Below are 13,519 nucleotides of genomic sequence, written 5' to 3'. Positions count from 1 at the left end.
CGGGGGCTTCAGGCCTTGGAATGAAATACCCCTTCCTTGATTTCTGTATTGACAGAAACAAAGGAAGGGGTAAAGTAACGGTCATGGAACTGAAACCGATAGCCGAGCGTTTTGTGCTCCATTGGGGTGAGATGGGATCACGTTGGGGGGTCAATCGGACCGTAGCCCAGATCCACGCCCTTCTCTATCTGGCCGGTCGGCCGATGGATGCGGAAGAGATCACCAGCACGCTGGGGGTGGCCCGATCCAATGTGAGCAACAGCCTCAAGGAACTCCAGTCCTGGAATCTGGTGCGGATCATCCATCTCAAGGGCGATCGCCGCGACCATTTCGAGACGTCCACCGATGTGTGGGAGTTGTTCAAGCTGATCGTTGCAGGGCGCCGTCAGCGGGAGATCGACCCGACGGTGGTTGCCCTCCGGGAGTGCCTGGACAACCCGGTCATCGAGGAAGAGCACGAAGGTACGCGGCAGCGGATCGAGGAGACCCTGAAGTTCATCGAGATCATGGGCACCCTGGCTGACGAGATGCTCCGGTTGAAGCCGGAGACCTTGATGAAGACCTTGGGCGTCAGTGCCAGGATCAGTCAGGTGGTCCGCCGGAAACCCTGAAGGGACGGGCAGCATCGCCCGTTTTTTTTGGATATTAATTTCTGTTTTTACTGAAATTACTGTTTTAAAGAGAGGGCGCCATGAAAGTCAGCAAGCTGATGACCGGGATCTCCGTCCCGCCGCCTCTGGTGGGCTGCGACCTCGCCGGGGGAGGTCGATGAGAGTCCTGGTCTGCGGTGCTTCGGGCCTCATCGGCCAGGCCATTTGCGACCGGTTCACTCACGCCGGCCATCAGGTCATCAGGGGTGTCCGGCACCCGGTGGGGCCGGCGGACATCCTCATTGATTACGCCACGGACACGGACTGCTGGTGCTGGGCGGGCCGCCTGGAAGGCATCGATGTGGTCGTCAATGCAGTCGGAATCATCACCGAAAGTCCGTCGGCCCGCTTCGACGACATCCACCATCGAGCGCCGGCCGCCCTGTTCGCCGCCTGCCTCAGGGCCGGTGTGCGGCGGGTCATCCAGATTTCGGCCTTGGGCGCGGAGCGCGGCGACACGCCCTACTTCAGGAGCAAGCATGCGGCGGATCGCTTCCTGAGCGGGTTGCCGCTGGAGTGGCAGATCCTGCGTCCCTCCCTGGTCCATGGCCAGGCGGGTGGCTCTGCGGCCCTGTTCCGGATGCTGGCGAGTCTGCCTGTGATTCCCGTTCCCGACGTGGGGCAGGCCATTTTCCAACCGATCCACATCGACGATCTGGCCGAGGGCGTGTTGCGGGCTGCCCAGCCCACCGAGCCGGCCGGACAGCAGGTGGACATGGTGGGAGCATCGCCTGTGAGCTTTCGCGCCATGCTGGAGCACTACCGCCGGGCCATGGGGCTCGGTGAGGCGCTTTACCTGAAGGTCCCGGCACGGTTGATGGGGGGCGTGGCCAGACTGTCGGCGTGGCTACCCGGCGCGAGCTTGACGCCGGACACCTGGCGCATGCTCAGGGCTGGCAACGCCGGCTCAATGGCGGGCACCACCCGTCTGCTGGGTCACCCGCCGAGGCGCATCGAACAGTTCATGGCGCCAGCGGAAGCCGAACTCCTGGGGCTGCGCGCCCTTGCCGCCTGGCAGTCGGGCCTGTTGCGTCATGCGCTGGCCTGGGTCTGGATCGCGACGGCCTGGGTGAGCCTCATGGCCCATCCGGTGGCGGAAAGCCTGGCGCTCCTGGGGCGCGCCGGGATCTCGGGGTGGCCCGCGATACTGGCCCTCCATGCCGCGTCGGTGCTGGACCTGGCGATGGGGGTGGCATGCATCCGTTATCCCGGCCGCGCCCTCTGGGGCGCCCAGGCGGCACTGGTGATTGCCTACACGGGGATCATAGTCATGACCATGCCGGAGTTTCTGACGCACCCCTTCGGGCCGGTCCTGAAGAACCTGCCCATCCTGGCCATCCTCTTCATTCTGTCTGCGGAGCCGCGATCATGGACTATCTGACCCTCAAGACGATTCATGTCCTCTCCTCGGTGCTGTTGGTCGGCACCGGCTTCGGGACGGCCTTCTACCTGTTCTTCGCGAATCGATCCGGCTCCGTGGCAGCAATCGCCGTGGTCTCGCGTCTGGTGGTGAAGGCCGACTGGTGGTTCACCACGCCTGCCGTCGTCATTCAGCCCTTGACCGGGGCCTACCTGATCCACCTGGCCGGTTACCCCCTGGATGCCCTCTGGATCGTCGCCTCGATCGCGCTGTACGGGGTGGCTGGCCTCTGCTGGCTGCCGGTGGTGTGGTACCAGATCAGGATGGGGCGGATGGCCCTGGCCGCCCATGAGCAGGGAACGCCACTCCCCGGGCGCTACTGGCACTATGCGCGGCGCTGGGAGATGCTGGGTTATCCGGCATTCCTGGCCATGGTCATGGTGTACTTCTTGATGGTGGCGAAGCCGGTGTGACAGCACCGCCACCTGTCGACGCGGTCCGTCAGCATTAGCGGACCTCGCCGCTGCCGGAGTTGTGGAGCGCGCCCACGATGTGGATATTCCCTTCGTCTTCCAGGCCCTTGAGCATGGGACATCTCGTCACGGGTGTGCTCCAGGGGGAAGGCTGTCCGGAGCCGGCCTGTCCGCGGATGGGAAAACGCTTCGTGTTATCCTGCGGCCCCCGTTTTTCCGGTCGTGCATGGGTACGGCCGCCAGAACATGAGCGAAGACAATCTCACCCTCCCGGAGGCCGTGCCGGCCGACGCCGCCATCGATTCCGCTGCCGTGCCTGCGCCTGCCCGCCGCAAGGCGCCGGCCCGCAGTGCGCGCAAGACGCCGCCGGACGCAGCCTCTGCCGATGCCCTTCCGACGCCGGGCGAAGCCTCCGCCGCGGAGGTGACCGCGCCGGCCACCAAGCCTAAGGCCAAGCGAGCACCGCGCAAGCCCAAGGCGGTTGAGGCGGCCCCGCTGGATGTCGTCACCGCCGACCTGTTTGCGAGCGCGGAAGTGGCACTGCCGGCGCTCGAGGTGGCACCTGAGTTGCCCAATGCCGAGCCGGAAGCCATTCCCGAGGCTCCCGTTGCCGCGCCGGACGCGCCACCGCAACTCGATGCAGCGCAGGAGCCCGCAGCGCCGCTTGACGTTGCGCTCGCGGATGCCGGAGCGCTCGAGTCATCGCCGGAGGCTGAGGGCGACGACGAACCCGGTGCCGCGGACGAGGTGGTGGACGGGGCGGCCGATGAAGCCACCGTCGAGGCGCCCCGCCGCAAGCGCAAGCGTCGTCGCGGCCGTGGTGAGCGCAGTCCGGCGGCTGCGGGTGAGCAGGTCGAGATGCCCGGCCTCGGCGAGGTCGACGGGGATGCCGATGTCGAGCCTGTTTCCGGCGACGTACCTGGCGAGTCCCTTGCCAGCGTGATCGAGACCAGTGCGCCGGTCGAGGCGGCCAGCGAGCCGGAGCCCCTGCCGCCCCTCACCATCCTCAGCCTGGGGCTCGAGCAGCCTCCGGTGCTGTCTGCCGCAGCCCACGCCGCCTTGCGTTCGGCCCGCCTGATCCTCGGCAGCGCCGATGCCCTCGACCGCCTGCAGGACCTCGGGCTGGAGGCACCCCAACGCCTGTGCGCAGCGGACGCCGTGCACCTCGAGGTGCGCAGCGCCGGGCATGCGGGCAGCGTGCTGGTGGTGGTGGGCGATGCGGCCGGTGACGGTCCCGCGCCCGAGTTGCTGGCCGAGCTGGGGCCGGCCCATGTGCGTGTGCTGCCGGGTGTCGGCCGGGTCCAGGCGGCCTGTGCCGCACTGGGCGTGTCCGCCGAGATCGTCTCGGTGGTGGACCTGCGGCGGGCGCCGCTGGCGGCCTTGCGGGGCCAGTTGCGGGCCCATCGCCTGCTGGCGGTGCCGCTGGCTGATGCGGAGGCGCCCCGCGCCGTGGCCCGTCTCCTGCTCGACTGCGGCTTTGACCGCGCCCGTGTGTGGGTCTGCGAGTTCCCCGCGGCTGGCCTGCAGGCGCGTGCCTGGCTGGCCTCCGAGCTGGTGGAGCTGCGTGATCCGGTCGATGCCCGCGCGGTGCTGGTGATCGCCACCGGGCCCTCGTCCGGCGCCTTCAGCGAGCTGCCCGGCCTGTCCGACGCGGCCCTCGGCGAGGGTGCCCCGGCGGCCTTGCCGCTGGCGGCCCGCCTGCTGGCCCTGGCCTGGTTGCAACCCGCTGCCTGGGAGAGCGGCTGGGCCATCTCCGATGGCGAGGCCAGCCTCGCACTTGAATGGGCGCGCGCCGTGCCGACCGCCCGGGTGCGGGCCGTCGGCATCGAGCCGAACCTCCTCGGGGTCAGCCTGCAGGAGGCCGGCATCGGTGAAAACCTGGCCGCCACGCCTGCCGCTTCGCCCCTGCGCTGCCGTGAATGGCCGATGCCGGACGCCGTGTTCATCCGCGGCGCGGCGGGCCTGAGCGACTGGCTGGTCGCGGCCTGGGCCCGCCTGGCGCCGGGCGGCCGCCTGGTGGCAACGGCGGAAGATGACCAGGCTCGTACTGATCTGCTGGCCTTCTCCGCTGAGGTTCCGGCGGAAGCCTGGCAGGAAGTCAGCCTGGCCCGCGGTGAAACCGTGGCCGGCCGTCTGCGCTTTGCCCCTGGCGCGCCGGTTCGGCTGGCCCTGTGGCGCAAGCCGGCGCTATCCTGAACCTTTCTCCCTGGAGCGCCGACGTGCCAACACGGACCCTTCCCCGCGAACGCAACCCCGCCCGCCCCGGCTGGGTGTACCTGGTGGGCGCCGGCCCCGGCGACCCGGAACTGCTGACCCTGCGTGCCGCCCGATTGTTGATCGAGGCCGATGTGCTGGTCTATGACAACCTGGTCAGCCAGGAAGTCCTGGCTTGCGTGCCCGACGAGGTCGAGCGCATCTATGTAGGCAAGAAGGCATCCAATCATGCGCTGCCCCAGCACGGCATCAATGCCCTGCTGGTGGAGCAGGCGCAGCGCGGCAAGCGCGTGGTGCGCCTCAAGGGCGGTGACCCGTTCATCTTCGGCCGCGGCGGCGAAGAGGTCGAGGAGCTGGTGAAGGCCGGCGTGCCCTTCGAGGTCATCCCCGGTATCACCGCGGCCTCCGGTATTGGCGCCTACGCGGGCATCCCCCTGACCCACCGGGATTTCGCCCAGTCCTGCGTCTTTGTCACCGGCCACCTCAAGGATGGCAGCGTGGACCTGGACTGGGACATGCTCGCCCGGCCGCGCCAGACCCTGGTCTTCTACATGGGTATCACCCAGCTGGCCACCATCTGCGCGCGGCTGGTGGAGCACGGCCTGCCCGGTAGCACACCGGCTGCCGTGGTGCGCCGTGGCACCACCCGCGCCCAGCGGGTGGTCACCTCCGACCTCACCGGCCTGGCCGGGGCGGTCAAGGCGGCCGGCATCACGCCGCCGGCCCTCACCATCGTGGGTGAGGTGGTCAGCCTGCAGTCGCGCCTGGCCTGGTTCCACCCGGAAGAGGGGGACGCATGAGCGCCGCCCGGCCGCCCGAAGGCGATTGCACCGAAGCCCGCGAGGGCGGAGGTAATCCAGCCAGCGCCGCCCGGCCGCCCGAAGGTGGCCGCACCGAAGCCCGTGAGGGCGGAGGGAGTCCAGTGAGCGGGGCAGATCAGGCGGCCCTGTGCCCGGCCCTGTTCGTGGCGGCCCAGGCTTCCGGCCAGGGCAAGACCACCGTCACCGCCGCGCTGGCCCGCCTGCATGTGCGGCAGGGGCGGCGGGTCACGGTGTTCAAGTGCGGCCCGGATTTCCTCGACCCGCAGATCCATGCGGTGGCCAGCGGTGCGCCGGTTTACAACCTCGACCTGGGGATATGTGGTCCGGCCGATGCGGCCTGGCGGCTTCACCGCGCGGCGCAGCAGTCCGACCTGATCCTGGTCGAGGGGGTCATGGGCTTGTTTGACGGCAGTCCGTCGGGGGCCGACATTGCCCGCCGTTTCGGCATTCCGGTGATGGCGGTGATCGACGCCAAGGCGATGGCCCAGACTTTCGGCGCCCTGGTCCACGGGCTGGCGACCTGGCAGCCTGATCTGCCTTTCTCCGGCGTCCTGGCCAACCACGTGGGAAGCGAAGGCCATGCCCGCCTGCTGCAGGACAGCCTGCGGCCCGGCATCGCCTGGTATGGGGCGCTGCCCCGGGACGCGGATGCGGCGCTGCCTGAGCGCCACCTGGGCTTGCTGCAGGCCGCCGAGATCGCCGACCTGGATGCCCGCCTGGATCGCCTGGCCGACCACCTGGCCCGCACCGGCGCGGCGGATCTGCCGGCTGCCGTGGCTTTCCCGGCCATGCCCGCGCCTTCCACCGCGCCGCTGCTGCAGGGCCGCCGGGTGGCGATTGCCAGGGATGCGGCCTTCGGCTTCATCTACCCGGCCAACCTGGACACCTTGCAGGCGCTGGGCGCCGAGCTGAGCTTCTTCTCGCCCCTGGCAGGTGACGCCCTGCCGCAATGTGATGCCCTGTGGCTGCCTGGCGGATACCCGGAGCTGCACGCCGGCGCCCTGGCTGCCAATGCAGCCTGGCAGGCCGGCCTGAAGGCCCACCAGGCCGCCGGCAAGCCCTTGCTGGCGGAGTGCGGCGGCATGATGAGCCTGTTCGAGACCCTCACCGACCGGGACGGCAGCGTGCATCCCGGTGCCGGCCTGCTGCCCGGCCACACCCGCATGCAGACCCGCCTGGCCGCGCTCGGCACGCAGTTTGCCGAGCTGCCGGAGGGCCGCCTGACCGGCCACACCTTCCATTACTCCCGCAGCGAAACCCCGCTGGCCCCGATCGCCCGGGCCAGCACCCCGACTGGCCGCGAAGGCGAAGCCATCTACCGGCTCGGGCGGCTGACGGCGTCGTACGTGCATTTCTACTTTCCGTCGAATCCGGCGGCGACGGCTGCCCTGTTCGGCGGGGCCTTGTAGGGGCCTGTACAAGGGGCGGCTTCAGCCGCCCGCGATCCATCAAGCAGGCACGGCCCTTTGATCCGCGTCCGCGGGCAGCTGAACCCGTCCGTTCAGGGCGTCCACCACCAGTTCGGCCAGCACGCCCAGTCCGCGGTCGATCTCTTCTTCCGAGGCATGGCTGAAGTTCAGGCGCAGGGTGCCCAACTCGGGTTCGCCGGCGTAGAAGGCTTCGCCCGGCATGAAGGCCACGTTGCGCTCGATGGCCAGGGGCAGCAGGCTGCGGGTGTCGATGGGGTGGCGCAGGCGCAGCCAGAAGAACAGGCCGCCGGAGGGCGCCTGCCAGTCGGCCAGGCCGCCGAAGTGCTTGTCCAGGGCGGCGGCGAAGCAGTCGCGCTTGCGCTGGTAGAAGGCCACCAGTTTTTCCATGCGCGCACCTCGGCCGGCGGATTCCAGCTGCTGCAGCACCAGCCACTGGCTGAGGCGGTTGCTGTGCAGGTCGGCCGCCTGCTTGAGGCGCACCAGCAGGGTGAAGAACTCTTCCGAGGCGGTCATGAAGCCGAGGCGCAGGCCGGGGGCCAGGCTTTTCGAGAAGGAGCCCTGGTAGATCCACGGGCTGCCCTTCAGGTCGGCGCAGACGGGGCGCCTGCTCACCGTGTCGTAGGCCAGGTCCCGGTAGGGGTCGTCCTCGAACAGAGGCACGCCGGCTTCGCCGCAGGCGGCGGCCAGGCGCGCCCGCTCGGTGTCGCCGTAGCAGTGGCCGGTGGGGTTCTGGAAGGTCGGGATGGCGTAGGCAAAGGCCGGGCGCCCGTCACGGAGGGCGGCGGCACTCACGGTGGTGGAGCTGAAGGGCTGGAAGCGCGCGCCGAAGAAGCGGAACACCTGCAGGGCGGCCAGGTAGGTCGGCGATTCGACGGCCACCGGCGTGCCTGGGTCGATGAACAGCTTGCCGACCAGGTCGATACCCTGCTGGGAGCCGGACAGCACCAGCACGCGCTCGGGTGCGCAGTCCAGGCCGAGCCCGGCGAGCTCGTCGGCGATGCGCGCACGCAGGGCCGGGTCGCCTTCGCTCGGGCCGTATTGCAGCGCGTCGGTGGGGGAGGTGCCATCCAGGCGTGGAAAGGTCTCGGCCGCCGGCAGGCCGCCGGCAAAGGAGATCATGCCGGGCCGGCCTACCACTGCCAAAATCTCCCTAATCGGCGACGGGTGCAGGTCGTGCACCCGGGCGGACAAGGAAAGGGGCGGTCGGTCGGCGGTATGGGACGGCATGGGCTTCTCCTGATTGTGCAAAGCAGCATAAAAGTCAATAATATTGACCTATAAATCCTACCTGCCCATCCGGAATAAAGTCAACATGATTGACCTAAGTCGTCAGGCCAAGCTGCGTGAAGCCATCGAGCTCTTCTTTTTCGCCTACCGCGCCTTCACCGCGCCGCCGGACCGGATCCTGGCCGAGCGGGGGCTGGGGCGGGTCCATCACCGCATCCTGTATTTCGTGGCCCGCCAGCCAGGCACCACGGTGACCGAGCTGCTGGGGACACTGGGCGTGACCAAGCAGGCGCTCAATGCGCCGCTGCGACAATTGCAGGAGGCAGGGCTGGTGGTGGCGTCGGTGGGCGAACACGACCGGCGGATGCGGCGGCTGGAGCTGACCGGAGCCGGGGTGGCGCTGGAGGCGGAGCTCAGTGGCACCCAGCTGGCCATGCTGGCCGACGTCTTCGAGGCCGCGGGGGGAGAGGGCGGTGAAGGTGAGGCGGCCTGGCGGGCCGTGATGACCCGCCTGGCGGGGATGGGGCAGGAGGGCTGAGCCCGGCCAGGCGGTGCCCCCTCAGTGCCCTTTGAGCGCGTAGATGCCCGGTGCGTTGCGCCAGTAGCCCTTGTAATCCATGCCGCCACCGAACAGGAAGCGGTCGGCCACGTCCAGGCCGGTGAAGTCGGCACGCATGCCCGGGTAGGCCTTGCGGTCGTGGACCTTGTGGACCAGCACCGCCGAATGGACTTCGCGGGCGCCTTCTTCCTTGAGGAAAGCGATGATGGCGGCCAGGGTGTGGCCTTCGTCGAGGATGTCGTCGAGCACCAGCACCGTGCGGTCACGCAGGTCCTGGGTCGGGCGGACCCGCCAGTCGAGCAGGGTGCCCTGCAGGGCGTGGCCGTAGCGGGTGGCATGCAGGTAGGCCAGCTCGAGCGGGAAGGGCAGGCGCGGCAGCAGGCGGCCGGCGAGGATCAGGCCGCCGTTCATCACCACGTACACCAGCGGGTTCTTGTCCTGCAGACGCACCGTGATGTCGGCGGCCAGCTGGTTGAGTGCCGCATCCACCTCGGCCGGGGTGCACAGACAGTCGGCCTCTTCGCGGGCACGACGGATTTCTTCGAGATCGACGTTCATGGTGGTCAGTCGGAGAGTCAGGGAATCAGTGCGCGGACCCGCCGCACCAGTTGCCAGCCCACCCATGCGCGGCGGGCCCAGCGCAGGGTCGCGCGGGGGCGGACGACCAGCAGGAAGACGCCGAGCCCGGACAGCACCGGGGCGTTGTCGCGGGCCCAGCGCACGCCGTCACTCACCCGGTCGATGCCGTGCAGCAAGGGCGTGAAGGCCTGGGCATGATAGGCCAGAGCGTCGCGTTGTTCGGCGCTGCGGATCTGCAGGCGCTGCTTGCGCAGGGCCAGTTCGACCAGTTCGGGGTTCATTCGCGGGAGCGCAGGGCGTCCCGGTCCTGGGCGAGTTCGGCCAGGCTGGACGCAAACAGGCGGGAGCCGGCACGCATGCGGGTGGCCGCCCGGGTGGCTGCCCAGATGCCGGCCGCAAACAGGCCCACGGTGGCAAGACCCAGTGCCAACAGGCGTTGGCTGTCCCACAGCAGCACGGTCAGGAAGGCGAGCAGGAAGACCACGCCAAAACCGATGAAAAGCGCGGCGAGCACGGTGTCGAAGAGAAAGCCGCCTGCACGCAGCTTTTCTTCCTTGAGCTCGACGGCAAAGAGTTCCAGCCGGGTCTGGACGGTGGCCAGCCCGGAGTCGGCAAGCCCCCGGAGGGACTCGCCGAGGCGCGAGGGCGCAGGTTCGCTCATGGGGAGCGGGGCTTAGCGACGGTTGACCAGCAGCCCGAGCAGGAAGCCCACGCCAGCGGCCACGCCGACGGATTTCCAGGGGTTGTCATGGACGTAGTCGTCGGTGGCGCGGGCAGCTGCCTTGGTCTTCTGCACCACGGCGGCTTCCAGGTCCTGCAGCTTGTATTTGGCGGACACCAGCTTTTCGCTCAGGCGGCCACGTACGTCAGCCACCTTGTCGCCGGCCTGGCCAGCGGTGAGCTTGAGCAGCTCTTCGGTGTCGGCCACCACGGCCTTGAAATCGGAAACCAGTTTGTCCTTGGTAACTTGTGCGTCGCTCATGACGTTCTCCGTATGTTGTTCGGAATGGAAGGAAGGTGGGACGGGGCCGCTTGTCATGGCCCTCTATGATTCCTGACCTAGGCTAATCCCAATCGTTCCCCATGGCAAATGCGCGCGAACCCTCATTCTACGGCCACTGCCGGGCGTTTGCGGCCGCGCAGGCGCTCATTGAGGCGGGCGATCAGATCCTCCAGATCGTCCACGTAGGTATATACCGCCGGCACCACCAGCAGGCTCAGCAGGGTGGAGCTGATCAGGCCGCCGATCACCGCAATCGCCATCGGCGCGCGGAAGCTCGGGTCGGCGCCCAGGCCCATGGCGATGGGCAGCATGCCGGCGCCCATGGCGAGGGAGGTCATGACGATGGGGCGGGCCCGCTTGCGGCAGGCATCCACCAGGGCATCGAAGCGGTTCATCGGGGCGCCGCCGCGTCCGCGGCGGGCTTCGATGGCGTACTCGATGAGCAGGATGGAGTTCTTGGTCACCACGCCCATCAGCATCAGCAGGCCGATCAGGGACGGCATGGAGAAGCTGCTGCGGGTCGCCAGCAGGGCCACGAAGGCCCCACCGATGGCCAGCGGAAGGGCCGCCAGGATGGTCACCGGCTGGGTGAAGCCCTTGAACAGCAGGACCAGCACCATGTAGATGCACAGCACACCGATGCCCATGGCCAGCCCGAAGCTGCCGAACAGCTCCTGCATCATCTCCGCGTCGCCCGAGTCGGCCAGGCGCACGCCCGGCGGCAGGTTGCGCAGGGCCGGCAGGGCCAGGGCCTCGTTGTAGACCTCGCCCAGCTCGCGCTGGCCCAGTTCCACCTCGAGGATCACGTTGCGGCTGCGGTCCATCCGGTTGACTTGGGCCGGGCCGCTGTCGATGCGGATGTCGGCCACGTTGGCGAGCTGTACCGGGCCATGGCGGCCGGGCACGCTGAGGCGTCCGATGGCTTCCAGGTCGGCCCGCACGTCGTTGTTCAGCTTGACCCGGATCGGCACCTGGCGGCGTTCCAGGTTGAGCTTGGCGAGGCCCACGTCGTAGTCGCCGGCGGTGGCGATGCGCACGGTCTCACCGATGGACTCGGCGCTCACGCCCAGGTCGGCGGCGCGGGCGAAGTCCGGGCGCAGCACCACCTCGGGCCGCACCAGGCTGGCGCTGGAGGTGATGTTGCCGACGCCCTGCAGGGTGCGCAGGTCACGGGTGGCGGCCTGGGCGGCGGTGGCCAGGGCGGCCGGGTCGTCGCTCTTCAGCACCAGGATCATCTTGACCCCGGAATCGGCCGGGCCGACGGTGATGCGCATGCCGGGCAGTCTGGCCAGGCGTTCGCGCATCTCCACCTCCACGGCCTGCTGGTTGCGCGGCCGGGTGGTGCGGTGGCTGAGGGTTACGGTGAGCACGGCACGGCGTACCTCCGCTGCGGCGCCAGGGTTGAAGCCGTCGCCGGCGGCACCCCCGCCCACCGAGCTGAACACGGCCTTCACGTCGGGCATGTCACCGATGGCGGCGCGTGCCTGCTCGGCGGCGTCCCAGGTCTCGCGCAGGGTGCTGCCGGGGGGCAGCTCCACGTTCACCAGGGTCTGGGCCCGGTCGGCCGGCGGCACGAAGCCGGTGGGCAGCAGGGGGATCAGCATCACCGAGCCGACAAAGAAGGCGATGGCGCCGAGCAGGGTCACGAAGCGGTGGCGCAGGCACCACTGCATGCTGCGCATGTAGGCTCGCATCATGCGGCCCTCGGGCACCTCGCCGTGGGCCACCGGCTTGAGGAAGTAGGCGGCCATCATCGGGGTGAGCAGGCGCGCCACCACCAGGGAGGCGAGAATGGCCAGCACGGCGGTCCACCCGAACTGCTTGAAGAACTTGCCGGCGATGCCCGCCATGAAGGCGGTGGGCAGGAACACGGCGACCAGGGCGAAGGTGGTGGCGATCACCGCCAGGCCGATCTCGTCGGCCGCTTCCATGGCTGCCTGGACGGGCGTCTTGCCCATGCGCAGGTGGCGCGCGATGTTCTCGATCTCGACGATCGCATCGTCCACCAGGATGCCCACCACCAGGGCCATGGACAGCAGGGTCACGGTGTTGAGGGTGAAGCCGAACCAGTACATGCCGAGGAAGGTGGGGATCACCGACAGGGGCAGGGCCATCGCCGCCACCAGGGTGGAGCGCCAGTCGCGCAGGAACCACCAGACCACCAGCACGGCCAGCAGGGCGCCCTCGTAGAGCAGCTGCATGGAGCCGTCGAAGTTCTCCTGCACCGGCGCCACGTTGTCGTAGGCGTGCACGATGCGCAGCTCCGGGTGGGCGGCCTGCAGCTCGTCGATGGCCTTCTGCACGCCAGCTGCGACGGTGATCTCGCTGGCGCCCTTGGTGCGGGAGACCTCGAAGCCGACCACCTGCTTGCCGTCCAGCAGGGCCACCGAGCGGCGCTCGGCGGTGGTGTCGGTGATGCGGGCGATGCGCTCCAGGCGCACGCTGCGGCCGTCGGGCAGGGGCACGTCCATGGTCGCCAGGTCGGCTGCGCTGGCCACCGTGGCGATGGTCCGTACGGCTTGCTCGCCGCCGCCCACGTCGCCGCGGCCGCCGGGGGCTTCCAGCTGGGATCTGCGCAGCTGGCGGGACACGTCGGCGGCGCTCACACCGAGGGCCGCCATGCGGTCGGCGTCCAGTTCCACGCGGACCTCGCGCAGCAGGCCGCCCATGCGCTTGACCGCGCCGACGCCCTTCACGGCCAGCAGGCGCCGGGTGATGGTGTCATCCACCAGCCAGCTCAGGGCCTCCTCGTCGAGCGTGGGAGAGGTGAGCGTCCAGGCGCCGAGAGGCCGCCCGGCGGTGAGGATCTTGGCCACCACCGGCTCGCGCACGTCGGCCGGCAGGTCGGAGCGCACCCGGCTGACCGCGGCGCGGACTTCGGTCTCGGCCTCGTTGGCGTTCTTTTCCAGCTCGAACTCGATGGAGATCGTCACCTCCCCGTCGAGGATGGTGGTGTACATCTTCTTGATCTGGGCCAGGGTCGCGATGCTGTTTTCCAGCTTGCGCGCCACTTCGGTCTCCAGGGTGCCGGGGGCGGCGCCGGGCAGGCTGGCGCTGACCGTGACCACCGGCAGTTCGATGTCGGGGAAGTCCTGCACGCCGGACCCCCGGAAGGCCAGCAGGCCGGCCAGGGTCAGCAGGGCGAAGAGCAGGATCGCCGGGATGGGGTTGCGGATTGAGAGGGCGGAGAAGTTCATGGTGTG

13 protein-coding genes are annotated in these 13,519 nt (G+C 69.1%); 7 read left to right on the top strand and 6 right to left on the bottom strand.

Annotated elements, in window-relative coordinates; genetic code table 11:
• Positions 1-83 precede the first annotated feature (83 nt).
• The 6 genes from HHL15_RS05250 to HHL15_RS05225 all read left to right on the top strand — a co-directional run bounded on the left by HHL15_RS05250 (position 84) and on the right by HHL15_RS05225 (position 6,927).
• Positions 84-611, top strand: a complete 528-nt coding sequence (locus HHL15_RS05250) for a GbsR/MarR family transcriptional regulator (RefSeq protein ID WP_169144781.1) — start codon at positions 84-86, stop codon at positions 609-611.
• A gap of 157 nt (positions 612-768) precedes the next feature.
• Positions 769-2,031 (top strand): SDR family oxidoreductase, encoded by a 1,263-nt coding sequence (locus HHL15_RS05245; RefSeq protein WP_169144780.1) that lies wholly within the window; start codon positions 769-771, stop codon positions 2,029-2,031.
• Positions 2,019-2,483 carry a DUF2269 family protein gene (locus HHL15_RS05240; protein ID WP_206198604.1) on the top strand — a complete coding sequence of 155 codons (465 nt, stop codon included), beginning with the start codon at positions 2,019-2,021 and terminating at the stop codon, positions 2,481-2,483. The genes HHL15_RS05245 and HHL15_RS05240 overlap by 13 nt, the downstream gene beginning before the upstream one ends.
• Before the next feature lie 246 nt (positions 2,484-2,729).
• Positions 2,730-4,679 (top strand): SAM-dependent methyltransferase, encoded by a 1,950-nt coding sequence (locus tag HHL15_RS05235; RefSeq protein WP_169144779.1) that lies wholly within the window; start codon positions 2,730-2,732, stop codon positions 4,677-4,679.
• Positions 4,680-4,702: 23 nt separating this feature from the next.
• A complete protein-coding gene (gene cobA / locus HHL15_RS05230) occupies positions 4,703-5,497 on the top strand; it encodes a uroporphyrinogen-III C-methyltransferase (RefSeq protein WP_169144778.1) in 795 nt (264 codons plus the stop codon).
• Positions 5,494-6,927 carry a cobyrinate a,c-diamide synthase gene (locus HHL15_RS05225; RefSeq protein ID WP_206198603.1) on the top strand — a complete coding sequence of 478 codons (1,434 nt, stop codon included), beginning with the start codon at positions 5,494-5,496 and terminating at the stop codon, positions 6,925-6,927. Before cobA ends, HHL15_RS05225 begins: the two co-directional genes overlap by 4 nt.
• A gap of 39 nt (positions 6,928-6,966) precedes the next feature.
• On the opposite strand, the gene HHL15_RS05220 is transcribed toward HHL15_RS05225, so the two are convergent.
• Complete coding sequence (locus HHL15_RS05220; RefSeq protein ID WP_169144777.1) at positions 6,967-8,175, bottom strand: aminotransferase-like domain-containing protein; 1,209 nt, start codon at positions 8,173-8,175, stop codon at positions 6,967-6,969.
• A gap of 85 nt (positions 8,176-8,260) precedes the next feature.
• Between HHL15_RS05220 and HHL15_RS05215 the strand changes: the two genes are divergently transcribed.
• Positions 8,261-8,713 carry a MarR family winged helix-turn-helix transcriptional regulator gene (locus HHL15_RS05215; protein WP_169144776.1) on the top strand — a complete coding sequence of 151 codons (453 nt, stop codon included), beginning with the start codon at positions 8,261-8,263 and terminating at the stop codon, positions 8,711-8,713.
• 21 nt (positions 8,714-8,734) lie between these two features.
• On the opposite strand, the gene HHL15_RS05210 is transcribed toward HHL15_RS05215, so the two are convergent.
• From HHL15_RS05210 to HHL15_RS05190, 5 genes are all read right to left on the bottom strand, one after another.
• Entirely contained in the window at positions 8,735-9,292 is a 558-nt protein-coding gene (locus HHL15_RS05210) for a hypoxanthine-guanine phosphoribosyltransferase (RefSeq protein WP_169144775.1), read from the bottom strand.
• Between the two features lie 17 nt (positions 9,293-9,309).
• Positions 9,310-9,594: a YqjK-like family protein gene (locus HHL15_RS05205; RefSeq protein WP_169144774.1), complete on the bottom strand. Its 285-nt coding sequence runs from the start codon at positions 9,592-9,594 to the stop codon at positions 9,310-9,312.
• Positions 9,591-9,974: a phage holin family protein gene (locus HHL15_RS05200; protein WP_169144773.1), complete on the bottom strand. Its 384-nt coding sequence runs from the start codon at positions 9,972-9,974 to the stop codon at positions 9,591-9,593. Before HHL15_RS05200 ends, HHL15_RS05205 begins: the two co-directional genes overlap by 4 nt.
• Before the next feature lie 12 nt (positions 9,975-9,986).
• Positions 9,987-10,295, bottom strand: a complete 309-nt coding sequence (locus HHL15_RS05195) for a DUF883 family protein (RefSeq protein WP_169144772.1) — start codon at positions 10,293-10,295, stop codon at positions 9,987-9,989.
• 122 nt (positions 10,296-10,417) lie between these two features.
• Positions 10,418-13,513, bottom strand: a complete 3,096-nt coding sequence (locus HHL15_RS05190; RefSeq protein ID WP_169144771.1) for an efflux RND transporter permease subunit — start codon at positions 13,511-13,513, stop codon at positions 10,418-10,420.
• Positions 13,514-13,519: the final 6 nt, after the last annotated feature.

Source organism: Zoogloea dura (genome assembly GCF_012927165.1).
Lineage (GTDB): Bacteria > Pseudomonadota > Gammaproteobacteria > Burkholderiales > Rhodocyclaceae > Zoogloea > Zoogloea dura.
The sequence above is the reverse complement of the archived record's forward strand: the minus strand, read 5'-3'. Positions and strand labels throughout refer to the sequence as shown.